Annotated in this window: 23 protein-coding genes, 1 tRNA gene and 1 riboswitch; of the genes, 7 read left to right on the plus strand and 17 right to left on the minus strand. The window is 66.3% G+C overall.

The annotated features are described in order from the left end of the window. The 7 genes from GGR46_RS16505 to putA all read right to left on the minus strand — a co-directional run bounded on the left by GGR46_RS16505 (window position 1) and on the right by putA (window position 9,759). Window positions 1-753 (minus strand): DUF2059 domain-containing protein, encoded by a 753-nt coding sequence (locus GGR46_RS16505; protein ID WP_183999128.1) that lies wholly within the window; start codon window positions 751-753, stop codon window positions 1-3. After that, on the minus strand, window positions 753-1,448 hold the full coding sequence (locus GGR46_RS16510) for a DUF2059 domain-containing protein (RefSeq protein ID WP_183999129.1): 696 nt from the start codon (window positions 1,446-1,448) through the stop codon (window positions 753-755). Before GGR46_RS16510 ends, GGR46_RS16505 begins: the two co-directional genes overlap by 1 nt. A 13-nt stretch (window positions 1,449-1,461) precedes the next feature. Then, the gene (locus GGR46_RS16515; protein ID WP_183999130.1) at window positions 1,462-2,898 is read right to left on the minus strand and encodes an NAD(P)-dependent oxidoreductase; all 1,437 of its coding nucleotides are present in this window, start codon (window positions 2,896-2,898) and stop codon (window positions 1,462-1,464) included. 123 nt (window positions 2,899-3,021) lie between these two features. After that, window positions 3,022-3,828, minus strand: coding sequence for an undecaprenyl-diphosphate phosphatase (locus GGR46_RS16520; protein ID WP_183999131.1), 807 nt, complete (start codon window positions 3,826-3,828; stop codon window positions 3,022-3,024). A gap of 40 nt (window positions 3,829-3,868) precedes the next feature. Further along, window positions 3,869-4,789 (minus strand): complex I NDUFA9 subunit family protein, encoded by a 921-nt coding sequence (locus tag GGR46_RS16525; RefSeq protein ID WP_183999132.1) that lies wholly within the window; start codon window positions 4,787-4,789, stop codon window positions 3,869-3,871. Between the two features lie 98 nt (window positions 4,790-4,887). Beyond that, window positions 4,888-5,952 carry a threonine aldolase family protein gene (locus GGR46_RS16530; RefSeq protein WP_183999133.1) on the minus strand — a complete coding sequence of 355 codons (1,065 nt, stop codon included), beginning with the start codon at window positions 5,950-5,952 and terminating at the stop codon, window positions 4,888-4,890. 57 nt (window positions 5,953-6,009) lie between these two features. Further along, window positions 6,010-6,115, minus strand: a riboswitch (SAM-I-IV-variant riboswitch). 47 nt (window positions 6,116-6,162) lie between these two features. Next, entirely contained in the window at window positions 6,163-9,759 is a 3,597-nt protein-coding gene (putA, locus tag GGR46_RS16535) for a trifunctional transcriptional regulator/proline dehydrogenase/L-glutamate gamma-semialdehyde dehydrogenase (RefSeq protein ID WP_183999134.1), read from the minus strand. 98 nt (window positions 9,760-9,857) lie between these two features. Here putA and GGR46_RS16540 point away from each other — a divergent pair, with 98 nt between their 5' ends. Then, window positions 9,858-10,319 carry an Lrp/AsnC family transcriptional regulator gene (locus GGR46_RS16540; RefSeq protein ID WP_183999135.1) on the plus strand — a complete coding sequence of 154 codons (462 nt, stop codon included), beginning with the start codon at window positions 9,858-9,860 and terminating at the stop codon, window positions 10,317-10,319. A 34-nt stretch (window positions 10,320-10,353) separates the two neighbouring features. Here GGR46_RS16540 and GGR46_RS16545 read toward each other — a convergent pair whose 3' ends face one another. Beyond that, window positions 10,354-11,523, minus strand: a complete 1,170-nt coding sequence (locus GGR46_RS16545) for a phospholipase D-like domain-containing protein (protein ID WP_183999136.1) — start codon at window positions 11,521-11,523, stop codon at window positions 10,354-10,356. 195 nt (window positions 11,524-11,718) lie between these two features. Between GGR46_RS16545 and rpoZ the strand changes: the two genes are divergently transcribed. Beyond that, window positions 11,719-12,063 (plus strand): DNA-directed RNA polymerase subunit omega, encoded by a 345-nt coding sequence (gene rpoZ, locus GGR46_RS16550; protein ID WP_116839672.1) that lies wholly within the window; start codon window positions 11,719-11,721, stop codon window positions 12,061-12,063. A 63-nt stretch (window positions 12,064-12,126) separates the two neighbouring features. Here rpoZ and GGR46_RS16555 read toward each other — a convergent pair whose 3' ends face one another. The 3 genes from GGR46_RS16555 to GGR46_RS16565 are packed head-to-tail and all read right to left on the minus strand — an operon-like array spanning window position 12,127 to window position 14,092. Further along, a complete protein-coding gene (locus GGR46_RS16555; RefSeq protein ID WP_183999137.1) occupies window positions 12,127-12,417 on the minus strand; it encodes a hypothetical protein in 291 nt (96 codons plus the stop codon). Beyond that, window positions 12,414-13,097: an SAM-dependent methyltransferase gene (locus GGR46_RS16560; RefSeq protein ID WP_183999138.1), complete on the minus strand. Its 684-nt coding sequence runs from the start codon at window positions 13,095-13,097 to the stop codon at window positions 12,414-12,416. Before GGR46_RS16560 ends, GGR46_RS16555 begins: the two co-directional genes overlap by 4 nt. After that, window positions 13,094-14,092, minus strand: a complete 999-nt coding sequence (locus tag GGR46_RS16565) for a Ppx/GppA phosphatase family protein (protein ID WP_246426194.1) — start codon at window positions 14,090-14,092, stop codon at window positions 13,094-13,096. The genes GGR46_RS16560 and GGR46_RS16565 overlap by 4 nt, the downstream gene beginning before the upstream one ends. Before the next feature lie 228 nt (window positions 14,093-14,320). Here GGR46_RS16565 and GGR46_RS16570 point away from each other — a divergent pair. Further along, window positions 14,321-14,394: transfer RNA gene (locus GGR46_RS16570), tRNA-Gln, on the plus strand. Between the two features lie 252 nt (window positions 14,395-14,646). On the opposite strand, the gene GGR46_RS16575 is transcribed toward GGR46_RS16570, so the two are convergent. Together GGR46_RS16575 and GGR46_RS16580 are read right to left on the minus strand one after the other, a co-directional pair. Then, the gene (locus GGR46_RS16575; protein WP_183999140.1) at window positions 14,647-15,063 is read right to left on the minus strand and encodes a hypothetical protein; all 417 of its coding nucleotides are present in this window, start codon (window positions 15,061-15,063) and stop codon (window positions 14,647-14,649) included. A 1-nt stretch (window position 15,064) separates the two neighbouring features. Beyond that, entirely contained in the window at window positions 15,065-15,385 is a 321-nt protein-coding gene (locus GGR46_RS16580; RefSeq protein ID WP_183999141.1) for a hypothetical protein, read from the minus strand. 89 nt (window positions 15,386-15,474) lie between these two features. Here GGR46_RS16580 and GGR46_RS16585 point away from each other — a divergent pair, with 89 nt between their 5' ends. From GGR46_RS16585 to GGR46_RS16600, 4 genes are all read left to right on the plus strand, one after another. After that, the gene (locus tag GGR46_RS16585; RefSeq protein WP_184000137.1) at window positions 15,475-15,660 is read left to right on the plus strand and encodes a hypothetical protein; all 186 of its coding nucleotides are present in this window, start codon (window positions 15,475-15,477) and stop codon (window positions 15,658-15,660) included. Between the two features lie 58 nt (window positions 15,661-15,718). Beyond that, window positions 15,719-16,012, plus strand: coding sequence for a type II toxin-antitoxin system RelE/ParE family toxin (locus tag GGR46_RS16590; protein WP_183999142.1), 294 nt, complete (start codon window positions 15,719-15,721; stop codon window positions 16,010-16,012). Window positions 16,013-16,052: 40 nt separating this feature from the next. Then, entirely contained in the window at window positions 16,053-16,364 is a 312-nt protein-coding gene (locus tag GGR46_RS16595) for an addiction module antidote protein (RefSeq protein ID WP_183999143.1), read from the plus strand. Window positions 16,365-17,352: 988 nt separating this feature from the next. Continuing rightward, entirely contained in the window at window positions 17,353-17,580 is a 228-nt protein-coding gene (locus tag GGR46_RS16600; RefSeq protein WP_221262830.1) for a hypothetical protein, read from the plus strand. A 66-nt stretch (window positions 17,581-17,646) separates the two neighbouring features. Here GGR46_RS16600 and GGR46_RS16605 read toward each other — a convergent pair whose 3' ends face one another. Genes GGR46_RS16605 through GGR46_RS16620 form a run of 4 tightly spaced genes read right to left on the minus strand, consistent with a single transcriptional unit; the run spans window position 17,647 to window position 21,613 of the window. Next, window positions 17,647-17,904 carry a hypothetical protein gene (locus GGR46_RS16605; RefSeq protein ID WP_183999145.1) on the minus strand — a complete coding sequence of 86 codons (258 nt, stop codon included), beginning with the start codon at window positions 17,902-17,904 and terminating at the stop codon, window positions 17,647-17,649. 23 nt (window positions 17,905-17,927) lie between these two features. Next, on the minus strand, window positions 17,928-20,546 hold the full coding sequence (locus tag GGR46_RS16610; protein WP_183999146.1) for a phage tail length tape measure family protein: 2,619 nt from the start codon (window positions 20,544-20,546) through the stop codon (window positions 17,928-17,930). An 11-nt stretch (window positions 20,547-20,557) separates the two neighbouring features. Then, window positions 20,558-21,241: a hypothetical protein gene (locus GGR46_RS16615; RefSeq protein ID WP_183999147.1), complete on the minus strand. Its 684-nt coding sequence runs from the start codon at window positions 21,239-21,241 to the stop codon at window positions 20,558-20,560. A 6-nt stretch (window positions 21,242-21,247) separates the two neighbouring features. Beyond that, complete coding sequence (locus GGR46_RS16620) at window positions 21,248-21,613, minus strand: hypothetical protein (RefSeq protein ID WP_183999148.1); 366 nt, start codon at window positions 21,611-21,613, stop codon at window positions 21,248-21,250. Window positions 21,614-21,882: the final 269 nt, after the last annotated feature.

Below are 21,882 nucleotides of genomic sequence, written 5' to 3' on the forward strand. Positions count from 1 at the left end.
TTACTCCGTGCCGGTCGCGGAGGACGCGTCGTCCTCCAGCGTTTCGGGATCGACGCCGAAAAGTTCGGCGAGCTTCTTGCGTTCTGCGGGCGACAGGTCGCCCTTCTTGCGTTCGGGCGGCAGATCGGCGGTGGCTTCTTCCGCGCGCTTCATCAGCACGGGCATGGCCGACATCATCTCGGGCATCATGTCCTGCATTGCCTGGGTCATGTCGGGGCCCATCGAGATGATCAGCGACTTCGCTGCGTAATGCGCACCGGCCGGGGTGGCGAAATAGCGATCGAGATCCTCGAGCTCGGCGGCGGTGAACTCGCGCGCATAGGCCTTGGCGAGCGCGGTGCGCACATTGGGCTCGAGCTTCGCCATCACTTCGCCCATGCCCTTGGCGAACACCTGCATCATCCGCTTCTGGCGTTCGCGCCAGACGGGATCGTAGATTTCCACGATCTCGCGCAGCTTCACACCCCCGAGCGCCTTGACCTTGTCCTCGCTGATGCCGCCGAGCCGGGCGAGCTGCGCCACCGGCATCTCGCCGGCCTGGCCGAACGCCTGGTCCATCATCTCGGTGAAGACCGTGTCGAACATCGTCTGGTAGACTCCCGCCGGCACCAGCCGCCCTACGACGCGCTCGGCAACGGCCAGCCTGGCGGAATCCACCGGAGCGAGCGCGGCGGCGGGCTTGGGCGCGGTCTGCGCCTGGGCTGTACCGGTTCCGGCAAGCAGCAGCGCGGCGGCAAGCGAAAGGCGGCGCATCACTTGGCGCCCTTCTTCTTCGCCAGATAATCGGCGGTCAGCTTGACGGCGAGCGCTTCCATCTTCGGGCGGTTGGCCTGGACCAGCTTCTGCGCCCAGGCCTGGCTCGCCGCCGAGATCTTCGGGTTGACCGTACCCATCTTCTGCGACGCGGTGCTGCCCGCGAACGCCATCAGCGCAGGGTAATCCTCGGCGGTCATCTTGCCCATCACCGAGGCGATCGCCGCCTGCTGCATCTCCTGCTCGGACTGGCCGGGCGTATTGCCCATCGTCTCGTAGACTTCTGCGCGCACCTTCTGCCCGGTCGGGCTGTTGAAGAAGGTCAGCGTGTCGGCGATCTCCGACGGAGTCAGTTCGGCCTTGAGGATCGTCTCGAGCTGGGTGCGCAGCGCGGGCAGGTCGGCGACGAGGATGCCGGTGAACTGGTCGCGGAGCGTGCCGCCGACCTGCGCGCGCAGCGCCGGATCGGCGTCATAGGCTGCCTTGAGCTTGGCGTTGGTGGAGACTTCCTGCTCCATCCCCGCATCGAACGCCTTGCCGGCCAGACGCGTGATCGCGTCGGCCGGCGCCATCAGCGCGACCAGCTTCTGCAGATCGGTGTCGGCGACGGGCGCGGCGACCGGGCCGGCGGCAAAGGCCGGTGCCTGGGCCAGCATCGCGGTGCCGAGAGCTAGAGCGGCGAGGAACGACTTCATCGGGTCAACCTTATCAAGCAGCCCGTGCCGCATCGGCGCGGGCGCGCATCCAGGCATGCATGTGCGCCGCCACGTCGCGGCCGTCGCGAATCGCCCAGACGACGAGACTCGCGCCGCGGACAATATCGCCGGCTGCGAAAACGCCGTCGAGGCTGGTCATCATCGTACGACCGTCGGTGCGCAGCGTGCCCCAGCGGGTGACGCCAAGTTCCTCGGCACCGAACATCCGCGGCAGGTCCTCGGGCTCGAAGCCGAGCGCCTTGATGACCAGGTCGGCCTGGAGCTGGAAGGCGCCGCCCGGATCGAGCTCGGGAGCACGGCGGCCAGAGGCGTCGGGTGCACCGAGGCGCATGCGCGAGGCGCGGACACCCGTGACCTTGTCGCCGCCATCAAAGGCTTCCGGTGCCGAGAGCCAGACGAACTCGACGCCTTCCTCCTCGGCATTGGCGGTTTCGCGCTGTGAGCCCGGCATGTTGGCGCGGTCGCGGCGATAGAGGCACTTCACCGAAGTCGCGCCCTGGCGGACCGCGGTACGGACGCAGTCCATCGCGGTGTCACCGCCGCCGATCACCACGACATGCTTGCCGTTCGCGTCGAGGCTGCCGTCGTCGAACGCCGGCACCGAATCCCCGAAGCCCTTGCGGTTCGAGGCGGTGAGATAGTCGAGCGCCTCGACGATCCCTTCGGCCCCGACGCCCGGCGCCTGGATGCCGCGTGCCTTGTAGACGCCGGTGGCGATCAGCAGCGAATCGTGGCGCTTGCGCAGATCGTCGAGGCTCGCCTCCCGGCCGACCTCGAAGCCGAGATGGAAGACGACACCGCCCTGCTCGAGTCGCTCGATGCGGCGCATGACGATCTGCTTCTCGAGCTTGAACCCCGGGATGCCATAAGTAAGCAGGCCGCCGGCACGGTCGTGCCGGTCATAGACGTGCACGTCATAGCCATATTCGCGCAGGTATTCGGCGGCGGCCAGACCGGCGGGGCCGGCTCCGACGATGCCGACCGACTGGCCGCGTGCGGGGCCGACCGCGACCGGCTCGACCCAGCCTTCTTCCCAGGCGGTGTCGGTGATGAACTTCTCGACCGACCCGATCGTGACGGCACCGTGGCCCGAGAATTCGATGACGCAATTGCCTTCGCACAGCCGGTCCTGCGGGCAGATGCGGCCGCAGATCTCGGGCATGGTCGAAGTGCTGTTCGACAGCTGATAGGCCTCGCGCAGCCGACCTTCAGCGGTCAGGCGCAGCCAGTCCGGGATGTGGTTGTGGAGCGGGCAATGGACCGAGCAATAGGGCACGCCGCACTGCGAGCAGCGGCTGGCCTGTTCCTCGGCGCTGGGCACCGCATAACGGTCCGCGATCTCGCGGAAGTCCTCCGCGCGCAGTTCCGCTTCGCGCTTGCCGGGATAAGCCTGCGCCGTTCCAACGAATTTGAGCATCGTTTCCGCCATAGGGCGCGCCTAACGCCGCCGGCGAGTCGATAAAAGTCAGCAAAGCTGACCTATATTAAGTTTTCCGGCCTTCCGAGCGGAAATTTGAAAGATTATTGCGTCAATTTATGGCCGATCCGGACCTTACCGGAGCGAGAGCCAGGCAATGGCAGCGATACCGGCGGCGATTCGGTACCAGGCGAACGGCGCGAAGCCATGCTTGGACACGATTCCGACGAACGCCTTGATCACCACGATGGCGACGATGAAGGCGGTGACGAAGCCGATGGCAATCTCGTCCCAGCCCACCCGGGCGGAAACTATCGCGTCGTGATTCTTGGCCAGCTCGAGCACGGTTGCGCCCAGCATGGTCGGGATGGCGAGGAAGAAGCTGAACTCGGCGGCGGTGCGACGCTCGACGCCCAGGCTCAGTGCGCCCATGATCGTCGCGCCCGAGCGGCTGACACCGGGAATCATCGCGATACACTGGATGAAGCCGATGCCGATCGTGCGGACCAGTGGGATTTCGGCGATGCCGTGGATCGTCGGGTTCTTCACCAGCCGCTCGACGACCAGGATAGCGATGCCGCCGATCACCAGCGCCCAGGCGACCACCATCGGCTCGCCGAGCAGCGCTTCGATATGCTTGTGCAGCGCCAGGCCGATCACCGCCGCCGGGATGAAGGCGATCAGCAGGTTGCGCACGAAGCGGATCGAAACCGGGTTCAGCTTGATCAGCCCCTCGGCCACTGCCCAGAAGGTCCGCCAGTAGAGCACCACCACCGCCAGGATGGCACCGAGCTGGATGACGACGTTGAACATCCCCCAGGTGGCGGAATCATAGCCCATCAGCTCGGAAGCGAGGATCAGGTGGCCGGTCGAGGAGACGGGCAGGAATTCGGTGATCCCCTCGACGATGCCGAGGAGAATCGCGACCAGGGTTTCGCTCATGCTTGGCTAGGCTCCGATGCGCCGGGGCGGGGAAATGCGTTCAGGCGGCCAGCTTGCCGAAGCGGCCGTTGCGGCGATAGCGGACCAGCCAGCCCGGCGCGACGCTGGCGAGCGGCGTCGCGGGGATGCCGAGCGCGGAAAGGCCGGCGGCATCGCCGACGACATTGTCCGCCTGCAGCATCCGCCATTGGTCACGCGTGATCGGGGTGCCGGGAAGGAGCGCGATCAGTGCGCCCAGCGGATCGGGCAGCTCGGCGAAGGCCGGCTTGTGGCCGGTCGCACCGGCCAGCCAGTCGAGCAGGCCGCGCATGGACAGCGTGTCGGGGCCGCCCAGCGCATAGGTCTGGCCGGCATGTGTCTCCGGGGCGACGAGTGCGGCGACGACGGCCCGCGCCACGTCGACGACATAGACCGGCTGGAAGCGGACATCGGCGCGCAGCACCGGCACGACCGGGCCCAGGCCGACCATCGCGGCGAACCGGTTGGTGAACTGGTCCTCGCGGCCGAACACGAAGGAGGGGCGCAGGATCGTGGCGTTCGGGAACGTCGCCCGCACCGCCGCTTCGCCCGCTGCCTTGGACTGGCCATAGGCGGAGGCCGACTCGGCATCGGCGCCGAGCGCGGAGAAATGGATCAGCGTCTCGACGCCTGCGGCCTGGGCGGCCGCGGCGACGTTGCGCGCGCCGGCGGCGTTGACGCCGTCAAAGTCGCCCTTGAGCACGCCGGCGAGGTTGACCACCGCATCGGCACCGGCGACCGCGGCCGCGATCGTGTCGGGCTGGGTCACATCGGCGGCGACGAACTGGGTCTGGCCCAGGCCGCCGAGCGGCTTTAGGAACCAGGCGTCGCGCGGACGGCGCTGGGCGATGCGCAGGCGGGCACCCGCCGCGAGCAGTTCCTGGGCGACATAGCGGCCGACGAAACCGCCGCCGCCGATCAGCACTACGAGTTTGTCCTTCATGCCCTATTTCCCGGAACTGAAACTGCCTGTCGGTGGAGCCTCCCCATGCCGCGCGGCGGCCGGGGAGGCAAGCACCGGATCATGCGGTCTGCGCCGGATCAGGCCGCCAGTGCGGTATCTTCCGCATCGGCTACGGCTTCGCGCAGGTCGCGGGCCAGCTCGGCGACGCGCTCCGGCTGGGCGTCCCAGGCGAACATGAACCGGGCGCCGCCGCCGATGAAGGTGTAGAAGCGCCAGCCGCGCGCGCGCAGCCGGTCGAGCACCTCCACCGGCGCTTCGAGGAACACCGCATTGGCCTCGACCGGGAACATCAGCCGCACGCCGGGCAGCTGGGCGACTTCGTCGGCGAGCAGGTGGGCACATGCATTGCCATGCTCGGCATTGCGCAGCCAGGCGCCGCTTTCGAGCACGCCCGTCCAGGGTGCCGACAGGAAGCGCATCTTCGAGGCGAGCTGGCCGGCCTGCTTGCAGCGATAGTCGAAATCCTCGGCCAGGGCGCGATCGAAGAACAGGATCGCCTCGCCCACCGCCATGCCGTTCTTGGTGCCGCCGAAGCAGAGCACGTCGACGCCCGCGCCGTGCGTCATCTCGCCGGGCGTACAGCCCAGGGTCGCGCAGGCATGGGGGAAGCGGGCGCCGTCCATGTGCAGCTTGAGTCCGAGTTCGCGGCACACTGACGAGATCGAACGGATTTCCTCGATCGTATAGACCTGACCCGTTTCGGTCGGCTGGGTGATGGTGACGACGCGCGGCTTGGGGAAATGGATGTCCGAGCGGCTGGTCGCCAGCGTGCGGATCGCCTCCGGGGTCAGCTTGCCGCCCGAGGTCGGCGCGACGAGCAGCTTGGAACCGTTCGAGAAGAATTCGGGGGCGCCGCACTCGTCGGTCTCGACATGGGCCGAGGCCGCGCAGATCACGCTGTGATAGGATTGGCCGAGCGAAGCGAGCGCCAGCGAATTGGCGGCGGTGCCGTTGAACACGAAGAAAACCTCGCACTCTGCCTCGAACAGCCGGCGGAACGCATCCGCCGCGCGCTGCGTCCAGTCGTCATCGCCATATGCGACCGCCGAGCCCGCATTCGCCGCCATCATCGCGGCAAGCGCCTCGGGGCAGATGCCGGCATAATTGTCGCTTGCGAATTGCTGGGGAGCCTGGGTCGTCATCGTCAAATCCTCGCTGGTACCAGCACCAGGCTTCGAAGCGACGTATGACATGCGGCTTGGGGTCCCGTTTGTTGCCGGTCCGGCCACATCCCTCCAGCTGGAGGCACCACCTTGCTCGGGAGCAGGTTGGCGTCGGACGTCGGCCCGACTCTTGATGCTGCACCGCATCTAAAAGCCGGACCGCCGCTACGCAAGAAAATTACGAGCGCCTCAGCCGATCGTCATCAGGCTGGCATTGCCGCCCGCCGCGGTGGTGTTGATCGAGATCGACACTTCCTCGAGCAGCAGGTCGGTCGGATAGCCGGAGGCGCCCGGGGTGAGCAGGGTGACGATCGGGCCGTCGAGTGCGGCGAGCTCGCGGGCCACCGCTCCGACCTGCGCGGCATCGCCCTCGACCAGAGCGGCGACGAAGGGCGCGTCGCCAGCGGGCGTGAAGGCGGCGGCGACGCGCGGCGGCAGGTCGGCGGGGAGCGCCATGCCCTGCAGCGTGCCCCGGTTGCCGGTCGCCAGCACCGCGGCGATCTGGGCATGGAGGCCGGGCTGGGTTGTCGGGCGCAGCAGGACGCGGCCGCGCGGGTGGAGCGCGTAGAGATTGTCCTCCCCGACCGGCCCGGGCAGCGTGCGCTCGGCACCCAGCGCCGAGACCGTGCCATAATGCCGTGCCGCCCGGGCGGCCTTCGCCTCGCCGCGCGCGTCGAGCCAGGCGGCGAACTCGCCCAGCGGAGTCTCCGCCGCGCCGGTGGGTTCGACTGCCCTGGGGGCCTCGCCGACCAGCCGGCCGAGATAGAGCGGTCCGCCTGCCTTCGGGCCGGTGCCGGAGAGCCCGCGCCCGCCGAACGGCTGCACGCCGACGATCGCGCCGATCACGTTGCGGTTCACATAGAGATTGCCTGCCTTCACCCGGCTGGTGACCTCTGCGATCGTTGCGTCGAGGCGGGTGTGCAGGCCGAAGGTGAGGCCATAGCCGGTGGCGTTGATCGCATCGATCAGCGCCGACAGGTCGTCCCGACGGTAGCGCAGGACATGGAGCACGGGGCCGAACACCTCGCGCTCGACATCGGCGATATGGTCGATCTCGATGATCGTCGGCGGGACGAAGGTGCCATGGCCGGCAGCGGCGGGCAGGTCCTGCTGCTCGATGCGGTGGCCACGGCTGCGCATCGTCGCGATATGGCCTTCGATATTGGCCCGGGCCTCGGCAGTGATCACCGGGCCGGTATCGACCGCGAGCGCATCGGTCCGCCCGATGCGCAGTTCCTTCAGCGCGCCCTTGAGCATCGCCAGCGTGCGATCGGTGACTTCCTCCTGCAGGCACAGGATACGCAGCGCCGAGCAGCGCTGGCCGGCGCTGTCGAAGGCCGAGGCGATGACGTCCGCCACCACCTGCTCGGCGAGCGCGGAGCTGTCGACGATCATCGCATTCTGGCCGCCGGTCTCGGCGACCAGCGGGATCGGCTTGCCGCTGGGCGAAAGGCGGGTGGCGAGCTGGCGCTGGATCAGCCGGGCGACCTCGGTCGAGCCGGTGAACATCACGCCGGCGGTCTCGGGCGCGCCGACCAGAGCCGCGCCGATCGGGCCGTCGCCGGGGACGAGCTGCAGCGCATCGGCGGGCACGCCCGCCTCATGGAGCAGCGCCACCGCCTGGGCGGCGATCAGCGGCGTCTCCTCGGCTGGCTTGGCGAGCACCGGATTGCCCGCGACCAGCGCCGCGGCGACCTGGCCGGTGAAGATCGCCAGCGGGAAGTTCCACGGACTGATGCAGACGACCGGACCGATCGGCGCCTGGGCCGGGCCGAAGGTCGCGCGGGCGCGCTCGGCATAATAGCGCAGGAAGTCGATCGCCTCGCGCACTTCGGCGATGGCGTTCGGCAGCGACTTGCCGGCTTCGCGCACGATCAGGCCGAGCAATACCGGCATGCGGGCCTGCATCGCGTCGGCCGCGGCCTCGAGCATCGCGGCGCGCCGCGCGACGGGGGTGGTGCCCCAGCTCGATGCGGCGGCGCGGGTGACCGCGGCGGCGGCGGCTTCGGGCGAGACCTCGACGACCACGCCCACCGTGTCGCGGTGATCGGCGGGGTTGTAGACGGCGCGCTCGGTGCCCTGTCCGTCGGCCGGCGCCGCACGCCAGTCGATGGTCGCGCTATGCTGGAGCGCCTGGCCGAGCGCGGCGAGCGCGTGCTCGTCGCTGAGATCGAGGCCGTCCGAGTTCCGGCGATCGGGATAGAGCGCATAGGGCAGGGCGATCTGGTCGTGATGCGCGCCGGGATCCGGCATCGTCTTCACCTGGGCGACCGGATCGGCGACCAGCTCCGACACCGGGACGTCGGGATCGGCAATGCGATTGACGAAGGAGGAGTTGGCGCCGTTCTCGAGCAGACGACGGACGAGATAGGCGAGCAGGGTCTCGTGCGTGCCGACCGGCGCATAGATACGGCAGGGCCGGCCCAGCTTCTCCTTGCCGACGACCTGCTCGTAGAGCGGTTCGCCCATGCCGTGCAGGCACTGGAACTCGTATTTGCCGACCGTGAAGTCCGGGCCGGCGAGCTGGTAGATCGTCGCCAGCGTCTGGGCATTGTGGGTGGCGAACTGGGGGAACACGCGATCGGTCGCCGCCAGCAGTTTCCGGGCGCAGGCGATGTACGCAACGTCGGTGTGGAGCTTGCGGGTGTAGACCGGGAAATCGGGCAGGCCGTCGACCTGGGCGCGCTTGATCTCGGCGTCCCAATAGGCGCCCTTCACCAGCCGCACCATGATCCGGCGACCGGCGCGACCGGCCAGATCGATGATCCAGTCGATCACGAAGGGGCAGCGCTTGCCATAGGCCTGGACGACGAAGCCGAGCCCGTCCCAGTCCGCGAGATCGGGATCGAGCGCCAGGCTCTCGAGCAGGTCGAGCGAAAGCTCGAGCCGGTCGGCCTCCTCGGCATCGATGTTGAGGCCGATGTCATAGCTGCGGGCCAGCGCGGCGAGCGTCTTAACCCGCGGCAGCAGCTCGCCCATCACCCGATCGACCTGCGAGCGGGCATAGCGCGGGTGAAGCGCCGACAGCTTGATCGAGATGCCCGGGCCTTCATAGACGCCGCGCCCGTTCGATGCCTTGCCGATCGCGTGGATCGCATTCTCGTAATCGCGGTAGTAGCGCTCGGCATCGGCGCCGGTGGTCGCCGCCTCGCCCAGCATGTCATAGCTGTAGCGGAAGCCCTTGGCCTCCTCGTGCCGGGCGCGCTTCAGGGCTTCCGCGATCGTCTCGCCGGTGACGAACTGCTCGCCCATCATCCGCATCGCGATGTCGATCGCGCGGCGGATCACCGGCTCGCCGGCACGTGCGACCAGCCGCATCAGCGCGGCGCCCAGCCCCTTGTCGTCGGCGGTGCCGACCAGCTTGCCGGTGACGACCAGCGCCCAGGTCGCGGCGTTGACGAACAGCGGCTTGCCGCCGAGATGCGCGCGCCAGTCGCCATCGGCGATCTTGTCACGGATCAGCGCGTCGCGGGTGGCATCGTCGGGGATGCGGAGCAGCGCTTCGGCGAGGCACATCAGCGCCACGCCCTCCTCGCTCGACAGCGCATATTCCTGGACCAGCGATTCGACCGCGCCGCTGCGGCGCCGGGCGCGCAGGCCCGTGACCAGCTGGGTCGCCGTCTCGCGGATCCTGGCGCGGGTCGCTTCGTCGAGCGTCGCCGCTTCGATCAGCGGCGCCAGCGCTTCGCGCTCGTCGCGGCGATAGGCGGCGGTGATCGCCTGGCGGAGCGGAGTCGGCTCGCGGACGGGCGGGGCGAAGGTGGCGAAGGGCGCGGGCTGGGTCATTGCGCCAATATATGCGCTTGGTATCGGTCGATCCGACTTATCGGTGAGCGATCTTGGTCGAATTGGCCATATTGTCGAGCATATGCTACGTGGAAATCATGAAAAAGGCTCCAGCGGCAGTCGAATTGGATGAGTTCGACCGCAAGATCGTCGCTGCATTGGTCGCGGACGGGCGGATGACCGTCACCGATCTCGCCAAGCAGGTGGGGCTTTCCAAGACGCCCGCCCAGGTGCGGCTCAAGCGGCTGATCGATACCGGTGTGATCCGCGGCTTCCGCGCGATCATCGATCCGGTGCGGCTGGGGCTCGACCATATCGCCTTTACCGAAGTGAAGCTCGCCGACACGCGGGAGAAGGCATTGCAGGAGTTCAACGCAGCGGTGCGGCGCATTCCCGAGGTCGAGGAATGCCACATGCTGGCGAGCAATTTCGACTATCTGCTCAAGGTGCGCACCGCCGATATCCGCCGCTACCGGATCGTGCTGGGCGAGAAGATCTCCAGCCTGCCGCACGTCGCCAGCACCTCGACCTTCGTCGCGATGGAGACGATCAAGGATTAGTTTGCAAACATCGCCTCCGCGATGTTGCGGAATACTAGCCCCGGGGCCGCGGCCGTCGCGGTGCGAAGTTCAGCCGGCGCGTGACGTTATAGTCGAGCACCGCCATCACGAAATACGCCGCCGCCTGCTTCACCCGCGTCCAGGGGCCGGTGCGCGCCTTGTAGAGCTCGGGCGTGATCTGCTCGGATCGCGCCACCTCGCCATCGACGAACGCACGGACATAGGCGGCAAAGGCCGGATCCTCGACGCGGAACATCAGCTCGAGGTTGAGGAACATCGATCGGATGTCGAAATTGGCCGAGCCGATGTTCACCACATCGTCGAGCAGGAACAGCTTCGCATGGAGCTTGGTCGGCTGGTATTCGTAGATCTGCACTTTCTTGCGCAGCAGTCCGGCGTAGGTGAAGCGCGCTGCCCAGATCGCCGCGCCGTGATCGAGCTTGGACGGCAGCACCAGCCGTACCCGGCCGCGCTGGCCGGCGCGATCGAGCCGGCGGAGCATCGCCGGGTTGGGGGCGAAATAGGCTGCGATGATGTCGATCGACTGCGCCCGCTCCATGTCGCGCTTCACTTCGCGTGCCCAGGGCGAGAGCCGGCGCATCGGCCCGCCGAACAGCCAGCGCGTGGCACCTTCGGGTTCGCTCCAGGTGCGCAGCGTCTTGGCGAGCTTGCGCAAGCTGGCGCGCGGTCGCTTGGCCCAGCTCGACAGCGCATCGAAATAGCCGACCAGCCGCCCGGCCGCCGGTCCCTCGATCAGCAGGCCCAGATCGCGCCAGGCGGCTTCGGCGATCGTGCCGAAATAGCTGTCCTCGATGTTGAACCCGCCGACGATCACCCGCTCCTCGTCGGCAAGCGCGAGCTTCTGGTGGTTGCGGAGCAGATAGCGGCGGCCCCAGCGCGGCACGAAGCGGCAGACATCGACGCCGGCCTCGTGGAGCGGATCGAAGAAGCGGCGGCTCTGGGCATGCTCGCTGCCCAGCCCGTCGACGATCAGGCTCACCTTCACCCCGCGCGCAGCCGCATCGATCAGCGCCTGGCGCACCGCCGAGCCGGCCTCGTCATCGACATAGATATAGTAGAGCACGCGCAGCGTCCGCTCGGCGCGGCGCATCAGGTCGAGCAGCGCCTCGAGCCGTTCCGGCCCGTCGGGCAGCAGCGTCAGCCGGTTGCCTTCGACGGTGTAGCTCGGCTGGTTGAAGCGCATCGGCTGGTGATGCGGGAGCCGCGGGACGGGAGCAAGAGGGGCGAGCGCTTCCAAAGTCGGGTTCCTGTCGTTGCGGCAGCGTTCCCAACGCGCAGGACCCGGATTCGGTTCTCGGGTCCCATTTTCTTGACTTTTCCACAGCCGGACCCTAGATCGCCCCCTTTCCCGGATACTCCGTTTTTCAAGGAAGCGTAGATGGCGCGCGTCACTGTCGAAGATTGTGTCGACAAGGTTCCCAACCGTTTCGATCTCGTGCTGTTCGCGGCGCAGCGCGCCCGCCAGATCTCGGGCGGCGCCGATCTGACCATCGATCGCGACCGTGACAAGAACCCGGTCGTCGCCCTGCGCGAGATCGCCGAGGAGACGGTGCGCCCGACTCACCTCGAGGAAGCCGTGGTCTCCAGCCTGCAGCGCGTCCAGATCGACGACGAAGAGGCCCCGGACGAGGTCGGCTCGATCGCAGCTTCGGCCGAGGCACTCCGCCTCACCGCCGCTGCCCCGCCGCGCAACCAGAATCTGGGCGGCGACTACGACGGCTGAGCCGGCGATTCGCTGAACGAACCCAAAAGGGTCCCGGAAGCGATTCCGGGACCCTTTTGCTTGTCAGGCACGCCCGAAGCGCTGCCCGATCTTGATCGGCACGGCGATCGCTACGAACACCATCATCAGCGACCAGACCCAGAGCCCGGTGCGATCCTGCTCGATCAGCGCCGCGATGATCAGGCAGGGCACCGCGATGACCGGCGTGATCTTGGTCGCCCACCACAGCCACTTGTCCTGGGTGGTGGCGAGCCGTGTCGCACGCGGGCGGAGGAGCAGGATGATCGTTGCCACCAGCTTGAGCACGAGCAGCGCGATCGCCACGACCCAGAGCGAGGCGGCGAGCGGGCTCATTCCTCTACTGGCGCCGCCTTCCGACCCTTGAAGCCCTGCGCCACCACGAACCACTCGACCGAGCCCTTGCGGCTCGACGGCGGCTTGGCGTGCTTCACCGTGGTGAAGTTGCGCTTCATCTCGGCGACCAGCGACGAATCGGCGCCGCCGGCGAACACCTTGGCGACGAAATCGCCGCCGGGCTCGAGCACCTGGATCGCGAAATCGAGCGCGGTCTCGACCAGGCCCATGGTCCTGAGCGCATCGGTCTGCGGATGGCCGACGGTGTTCGCCGCCATGTCCGAGACGATCAGGTCGGGCGCGCCGCCCAGCTCCTCGATCAGCCGGTCGGGCGCGGCGTCGTCCATGAAGTCCATCATCAGGATGATCGCGCCGTCGATCGGATCGACCGGCAGCAGGTCGATGCCGACCACCGGCGCCTTGGGCAGCCGCCGGCGGACCACCTGGGTCCAGCCGCCCGGGGCGATGCCAAGGTCGAGCACGCGCTTCTTGCCCTTGAGGAAGCCGAACTTCTCGTCGAGCTCGATCAGCTTGTAGGCAGCGCGGCTGCGATAGCCTTCGGCCTTGGCGCGCTTGACGTACGGATCGTTGAGCTGGCGTTCGAGCCAGCGCGTCGACTGTGCCGTGCGCTTGCGTGCCGTCAGCACGCGGGTATGGCCGCGTCCGCCGCCTCGACTCACAAGATTCTCCCATTGATCAGGCGGCGCAGGATTCCTTCCCGGATGCCGCGGTCGGCGATCCCTAGCCGCTCGGCGGGCCAAAGGTCGAGGATCGTTTCCAGGATCGCGCAGCCGGCCACGACCAGGTCGGCGCGTTCGGAGCCGATGCACGGCACCTGGCTGCGCTCGGCCATGCTCATGCCCGAGATGCGCTGGCTCACCTCGCGCATCGCCGGGGCGGGGACGATCAGCCCGTCCACGACCGAGCGGTCATAGGCGGCGAGCCCGAGATGCACGCTGGCGAGCGTGGTGACCGTGCCGGAGGTGCCGAGCAGCCGCGGGACCCCGCGCGGCGGCCGCAGGCGCTTGGCGAAGGGCGCGAAGCTCTCGGCGACGCGGGCGCGCATGCTGGCATAGAGCGCGGCGCGATCCTCCGCGCTCTCGGCATGGCCCGAAGCCTCGGTCAGCGAGACAACCCCCCAGGGCGCGCTGTGCCAGTCCAAGATGCGGGGCACGTCGCCGCCGCGCGAATCGAGCAGCACCAGCTCGGTCGAGCCGCCGCCAATGTCGAACACCAGGGCCGGGCCGTCGCCGGGTTCGAGCAGCGCGTGGCAGCCGAGCACGGCGAGCCGCGCCTCCTCCTCGGCGGTGATGATGTCGAGCGCGATCCCCGTCTCGCGATAGACGCGCTCGATGAATTCGGTGCCGTTGGACGCCTGGCGGCACGCCTCGGTCGCCACCGAGCGGGCCAGCGTCACGTTGCGGCGCTTGAGCTTCTCGGCGCAGATCTTGAGCGCGACGATGGTGCGCTCGATCGCGGCGTCGGAGAGCTTGCCGCTGGTCGCCAGCCCCTCGCCCAGGCGGACGATTCGCGAAAAGGCATCGATCACCGCGAAGCCCGATCCCTGGGGCCGCGCGATCAGCAGCCGGCAATTATTGGTGCCCAGGTCGAGCGCCGCATAGTGGCGCGCTTCGCCCGGTCGCCCGCGTACCGGCCGCTCCTGGGGCCGCTGCATGGGCGGCGCGCCCCTCCGGACTTTTCCGGAACCACGGCCGCGGGGCATATTGGCGGTGCCATCCCCCATCATATCACTCGCTTATGTTCTGTTCCGTCACGGCTTTTTCGCCGCCGGTGCTTGGATGCGAGGCTAGCGGAGAGTGGGGGCCGGGGCAAGGTACAGGCCGTTGACAGCGCGGGATCAGCACCGTATTGCGCCCCGCCTGCCGGTAGTGATGCCGCGTGATGCCCCGTCGTCTAAAGGTAAGACTACGGACTCTGACTCCGTCAATTGAGGTTCGAATCCTCACGGGGCATCCAGCTTTCTTTTTGAAGATCAAGCACTTAGCGCGCATTCGCCGCCGTAATTAGCGCGCGGGGGATTTCCGCCATTTCCCGCAGTTTTCCGCGACTTTCTGCCGAGTTTCGGGGCTTCCGTGGCACACGCACGGCACACGAGACATGCTCGCGGCGCGCGGTGACGCCCTGATTCGCCAAAGAAAACCCCCGCCGAAGCGGGGGCGAGGGAATTACTGCGGCAGGGTTAAGCGCCCCACCGCTAGAGCGGGATTATCAGATGCGAATGCCCGCCGCCGCCAAACCGTCCACCCAGGCCTGATCGATGGCGATCTGATCTTCCCAAGACTGGCGCCCACCGTCGAATTTGCGGGTGTCGATCTTCCATGCCAGCGCAGCTTTGCCAGGAGCTGGTATCATCATTTGCCTACTGCACTCTTCGAGGTAGCGCTGGAAACATTCGCTGCTGTCGAGCTTGACGCCGTCCCTTGCTGCCATCACTCGGCGAAGATCCTCGGCACTGCGCTCGTGCCCCGCGATGTGAACGCGGATCATTCCCTTTCTCCAGACGGCTTCCATGTCCGCCTTGAGGGTGCGTAGGTAGGCCTTGTCATCTACGGCCTCGCTGCCGTCTGGCAGCGGTGCCAATAGTTCCGCGATGAATGTGGAAGTGATGCGAGCCTTGGATGCCATATCACTTCCCCTCGTTGGAGTCCGAGCGTTCTCCGCTCGGGGAGAACACGCGGATTGCGTCGCCGTTGTCGAAGAGCAGGGCGACATTACCGTCGCTGCAGCGCTTGGTCATTCCACAGAGCCATTCAGGGCGCATCCCGGCGGCCTTCGCGCTATGCGCGCTCTTAACTGCCTTCGCATCGACCATCGCCATTCCAGCGATGAACTGGTCCCAGGACGCAGCATCCCGGCGGCGGGAAGCGATCGCGGGAACAGCCGAAACGCTGCATGCCACCGCCATTGCGCCGAGAACCCCTCGGCGGGTAGAAGTCATATCAGCCATGACGCATCTCCATATGCGTGGGTGGTTAGGGCGGCTCGGGAGGTACGAACTCTCTTGCCGCCCGAACTTTATGGCGCTATAAAGTTCACATGTCAACACTTTCTGGCGCTAAGAAGAAGATGGGACGGCCCACGGTAGACTCCGAGGCCGTCAACGTACGCATGGAGCGCGCTCTTCTGGAGAAGGTGGATGCCTGGCGTAACAACGCACTCGAACAGCCCAGTCGCCCCGAAGCGATCCGTCGCCTTGTCGAGAAGGCGTTGAAGGCGGACTAGCCGTCGCAGACTGTCGCCTATGGTTGACACGCCAACCATTGTCGCCTATAAGCGACACATGGAATACGAAGTCCGCACCACTCCTGAGTTCGACGCCTGGCTTGATGGCCTTGATGACGAAATCGCGCGGGAGCGGGTCGCGTCTCGGTTGATCCGTGCCGGCCTTGGCAACTTCGGCGACCATGCCTCGGTCGGCGGTGGGGTGAGCGAGATGCGCATCCACTACGGCCCCGGCTATCGGGCATATTACACGATCCGCAACCGCACGGTGGTTTTCATGCTGCGCGGCGGCGACAAGAGCAGCCAGAACAAGGACATCAAGAACGCCAAAAAGGACGCGAGCGGTCTCTAATGCGAGGCCAATGACCCACTCAGATACAGGAGGTGTGCCCATGGCCACCGAGACTCGGGCGTTTGACGCCGCAAAGTACTTCACCACTCCGGAGGCGCAGGCGCGCCTTCTCAACGAGGCCCTTGAAGAGGGTGACGCTCGTTTCCTCGCATCAGCGCTTGGCACTGTCGCAAAGGCACGCGGTGGCATCCAGCAGCTCGCTGCCGACACGGGTCTGAGCCGACAGGCCCTTCACAAGGCCCTGAGCGAGAACGGTAACCCGACGATCGACACCGTCCTGAAGGTAATCCGTGCACTCGACATCCGTTTACATGCGGAGCCGGGTGTGGCTCGACAACCTGTGCATGCGTAATCCGAGCCCTTAGCGGCATACCGACGAACTCAAGAGCTGCCGCCCATCGAGCCGACCAGATCGGAGGCCGCTGTGCATCGCTGGATGCCCCAGGACGAAGATAGTCACCGCTATGCTCTTTATCGGAAGGGCTACAGTGACGACAGGATAGGGCGAATAGTCGGACGAACCGAACAGGCCATTGGCAGATGGAGGCAAAGGCGCTGCCTGCCGGCTAATTTTGGAAAACCAGTTCTGGTCGAAACTGAGTTCTGGACGGAATATCAGACGAAACGCGAGCGCCTGAGAGAGGCCCTATCGCAATCCAAGGCGCGCAGTACCCGAAGACGCCAGTCGCCGCGCACTACACATACACAGAAGCCTCCGGCCCTGTGGGCAAGCGCGATCTCAGCGTATGTGGCAGGGCAATCAACATGGACTGCCGCAGAAAGCTTCGGCTTAAGTCGAAGCACGCTTCGATATAAACTGGTTCGGCAAAGGCTGCTGCGGCCGCCGGCGAAATATCCTGCACGACTTGTCAGCGATGCCGCGATCTCGGCGTACATCTCCGGCGCGTCAATGCAGAGTACAGCAAGACGATTTGATATAGGTAGAAGCGCACTTCGAGCTGAGTTGGTTCGCCGCGGCGTTCTCCGACCACATATTCGCTTGATCTACACGCTCCTGCGCGACCCGCGGGTCGTCTCCTATCTAGGCCGCGCCCCGGACGCCGTCATAGCTCGAATCGTCGGATGCACTCGCAACACCGCATGGAGGTATCGTCGATCGCTGGGCGTGCCGCGATGTCCTCCAATATGCCAGGAAAGGACTCGCGTGTTTTCAATCGATGCTCCCCGCCTCAATGGCGGCTCGCGTCACGAGCTCTACAAGGATCCGGCTTGGAGCGACTGGCTCGAGGAGTCTGGCGCGACGGTGTGGTAGGTTGCGGCTGATCACTTCATAGGACTGCGAAATGATGACTTCGAGCGGGCCCCTCACCGATGAACAAATGAACGAAGCGCGTAGCGCCATGGACACCAGCCTGCTCAACGGCCTGATTTCCGTGATCGCTATGCTCAAGGGGCAGGGTTTGCTGAATGACGGACACGTCCGCGTAATTCACGAACAGATGGCGAAGCCGCTGGAGCTGCCCAATCGGGCCAACAATCCCGGCGTGCAACTGGCGCAGAGCTACCTCGATCAGATGTTCGCAGGGCTCCTGCCGCCGCGTAAATGATTCGGAGCCGAGAGGGGGACAAGGCAGATCCCTCCCGGCTCCTGCACGGCGGTCGGGTCCACCGCGCTATCTCGTCAGGGTCGCCAAGGCCGCGAGGCGGCTGTCGATAATCTCCTGCATGGGAACGATGAACGGATTGTCGGCAACGTCCGCGTGCTCGAGCGGGAGCGACAGACCCTCATGAAATTCGCGAAGGTGTTCGTCGTCCAGCAATCCCGCGCCTCGAAGCCTGGCGGCAAGGAGGATGATGCCGTTCATGGCGCTCGTGTTGAACGCCCGCAGCGCAGCCAATAGCTGCCACTGATGAAGATCGTCATCGGCCATTGTTCATCTCCCGAAAGTTTGATTCACCGCAACACGCCATTCTGGTCGAGCTCGTGGAGCATGGACTCCAAGTCGCGTCTGATCTGCGCGACGGTGTGCTCCCCGCTTTGTCGCAGCGCGACCGCCAGACCCTCCGGACCGATCGCGCCGGCGAGGCTGTTGTGGATATGGATGTCGCCCATCCGGATCGCCGGCTTACCCCCGCCACCGTGCGCGGCGATGCCGAGACGCCCATTCCCGTCGCGCGATAGCGGCATGACGGCCTCAGGGCCGGCCTCGCCCATCTCGCCAAGCTTCGCGCCCTTGGCGAAGCGGAACAGCGTTGGCTCAGTGATGACGCGGTTGGTGAAAGTGCCGCCGTTCGCGAAACGCTGGGCGTGATCGAACGCGCCACCGTGGGCATATCGCTGCGCGGTGCCGAATGCCCCACCATCGGCAAAGAGCTTTCCGAGAGTGCTTCCCAGCGCGCCGAGCCCCGACGCAGCGCCCCCGCCGCCGAAGAGACCCGCGATCGAGTTGAAGAACATCTGCTCGATCGCGGCCTCGATCAGCTTGTCGATGATGCGATTGAGGGCATTCGTGACGGCCCTCTCGAACGACTTGAAGACGTTCTCGCCCTCGCGGACACCGTTGAACCAATCCGTGAAGAAGCCTTTCGTCACCTCGCGCGCGGACTCGATGGCTTTCCGCTGCCGGTCGATAGCCTCGGCACCATCCACCGCCCGTACGCGCTTCGAGAACTCCTGGTCCGTGACCTCGGCGAGCTGGCGGTAGGTATCAGCGAGCGCAATATTTCCGTCCGCCTCCGCTTTCTTGATCTTGGCCAGTAGATCCGACATCGCGATCTGGCGCTGAATCCGCAGGATCTCGCGCTCACGCTCGGCGCCCACAAGGCCCATGACGCGCAGCTCGACGTCGATGCCGCTCGCCATGTTCCTGCGAGCATCGTCCAAGGACTTCTGCGCGGCCTCCACCTCCTGCTGTTGGCGCAAGGTCTTGAGCGCCTTCTCCCGGGCTTCGCTGAGTTTGGTGATGGCCTCGCGCTGAGCGTCCGTCGTCGCGCGGGCCAGAGCCTGGGTGACCTCATATTGACGCAGCGCCTGGTCGCTGAGACCGATCTTGGCGACCTCTTCCGTGAGGTTGGCGATGTACTGCTCGGTCGCGCGATTGCGCTCCTGCAGTGCCCGGGCTTCCTCGCTGATCTTCGCAGCGTCTGCCCCGGCGCCACCCGTCTTGCTCTTGTCTCCGCCGGCGCTGAGGGCCTTCGCCCATTCGCGCAACTGAGCCGCGCCAGAAGCGGCGAGCGAGTTTACTCCGGCGATCGCCTTGCCGACATAGTCGATCTTCTGCGCCGCGGTGATGCTGTCCTTCGCGATGCCGCCCACATTGGTCAATGAGCCCCCATAGGGGTTGTTGAGTTGGCCGGAGTTGGCGCGAAAGCCGATCTGCAGCTTGCCACCGATCCCGAAAGGCAGGCCGCCGATGAGACCATTCAATCGGTCCACCGCCTTGTTGACCATGTCGTCAACGGTGCGGATCACGGTGTTGGCGGCCTGAATCACGGCATCGCCGATGGCGGCGGGCAGGAGCTTCCAAGTCTTCTGGATGGCCTGGAACGCGCCGACGAAGCCACCGACGATGAAGTTAATCCCGTCTCGGATGGGAGTGACGAAATCTTTTCCGAACGCCTTTCCGGCCAACACGACAGCCGCAGTTACGGCGGCGACTGCCAAGACGACCGCGGTAAAAGGATTGGCGAGTGCGAAGGCCACCATCGCGGCGGTCGCCTTGACAATGGCCGCATAGAGCGTCGTACCGATCGCCACGGCGACGGTCACGATAGCGCGAAGAATCTGCGGCGCGAACGCGAGAGTCAGGACGGCTCCGAGACCCGCAGCATATGGCGCCGCGGCCTGCAGCGCATTGGCCAGGCCGTTAAGCCCGAACTGCGCCAGCTTCGTCCAGTTGACCATCTGAAGCCCTGCGGCTGTCAGTGCGACCAGACCGATCGTGAGAAGGCTCGTCGGGCTGATCACCGACAGGATCGCGCCGCCTAGCGTCTTGAACGCATTCCCGCCGGCCTGCGCGAAGACGGATGCGAGCTGGGTGCCCTGCTGAAGCGCGATCATGAGCGGGTTCATGCCCATGCCTGCCGTTACAATGACGTCTTGGAACTGCGATGCGATGTTGCCGACGTTGGCCTTCAGTGCGCCGGCACTATCATTCGCTGCTACGACGGTACTTCGAATGCCCGCCGCCGCGGAATCTGCCGCTGGTCTGATGCCTCGCAACTTGGCGATCAGGCGGTCGAGCCATGATGCGTGTCGTTCGGTAGCAGCTGCGGCCTGATTGGCCGCCGATGTTGCCCGAGCCGTGGTGGCGGCAACCTGATCGTTCGCGGCAGCAGCGGCTTTCGACGCCGCCGCCACGTTGTCGTTTGCCGCAGCCGCGCGCATCGCCGCGTTCGAGTATTGCCCGATCTTTTCGGCCGCCCGAGTATAGTCCTGCGCCAGGCGGGCGATGCTGCCCTGCTTTGTCGACGCCCCAGCCTTCGCCGCCGCTGCGGAGAACTTGTCCAGGTTCTCCGTCGCCTTGACGACATCGCTGGAGTCGATCGACAAATTGAGGGCGGCGAGGTCCATGGCCTTCGACCTCAGAGGAAGTCCGGCGCATCAGGGACGCCAAGTCCGAGCGTGTGGGCTGCCTGCACCGCAGCGCTGTGCAGCGTCTCCACATGCTGGCGAAGCGCGCGAGAGCGATCGAACGCCCGCTCGTCGTCGAGCCGCTGCTGGTGCCTGGCGACCGCTTCGGCCAGCGATCTGAATTCCTCGATCTCAGCCGGCGCCGTGGCTCGGTAATCCTCGAGCGTGCGGCGTGCCTCGGCTTGCTTGGCGCGCCGCGCCGCTTCCACGGCGTGGTCAGCCGCCACCTGCAGCTTCCGCAGATAGCCGCGCAGGTGACAGGCCTCGACGATCAGGCCGGCCTCTGCCTCGACCATCATGCCGAGCGGCGAGAGGTTCAGAATGCCGAGCGCATGCCAGTTCGAACCGGTGCGCCGGAACATCTTGGCGAACGCTTCCTCGCGCTCCTCAGCGGTCGGGGAGCGAAGTTCGCCGGGCGCACGGTTCAGGTACTGGCCGATGGTCTCCAGGCGCCGCTCAGCGCCACGTTGCCCGCGTTCGCCGTCGTAGCGCATGGTGCCGGTCAGGAGGGGCCAATCGGGGCACTTCGTCGCGTCCGGCCAATACTGGGCAGGGTCGAGAAGCTGGGTGCGATCGATCTTGCTGGTGGGGGCCTTGCCGGCGTCCGGGCCAACGGGGATGTGCTGCTGGTACATTGCTGGTTACTCCCCAGCCGGCGCGAGAAAGCCGTGATCTGCGGACAGCGCGAGGGGTTTGCGCTCCGCGGGCCCCCCGTTCGTGCGCAGCTCGGGTTCGTCACCCGGGGGCGCGAGGTAGGCGTGTCGGTCAGCAGGAAGCGCCAGAGGCCTGCGACCGTTCGTGGCCGGCATCGCTTCCTTGAGAGCGGCGTTGAATACGCCGGCAAGCTTCTCCGGTGACGTCAGCACCTCCATGTCTTGGACGAGGCCTTCGACGGCTTTGACCAGCGTGGCGAACTCCGCGCGGGTAATCGCCGGCTGGGCTTCGTTGGTGATCGCCTGCTTTGCGCGTTGTTCGCGCACAGCGATGAATTGCTGAAGGATATTCATGGATAGCTCCCGTTGGCCGGCGCATCGGCGCCGTTGCGCTTCTCGTGGTCAGCACCCCTCGCCGTTCGGGGTCACCGGCGAGAGGTGCGTCCAGGCACCGGCAAACCGTGCCCTGACGAGATCGAGGCTAAGCTTTTGACGCAACTAAGCAACATAAAATTGCGCCGTTTAGCAATATTGTTGTTTTGTGCAGATGGGCCGCCCGATCGGCGATGGGGCCAGCTGAAATTTGGATCTGCGCGAAGATTTTGAATCTCTTGGGGATTCAT

The organism is Sphingomonas kyeonggiensis, from assembly GCF_014196745.1.
Taxonomy (GTDB): Bacteria; Pseudomonadota; Alphaproteobacteria; order Sphingomonadales; family Sphingomonadaceae; genus Sphingomonas; species Sphingomonas kyeonggiensis.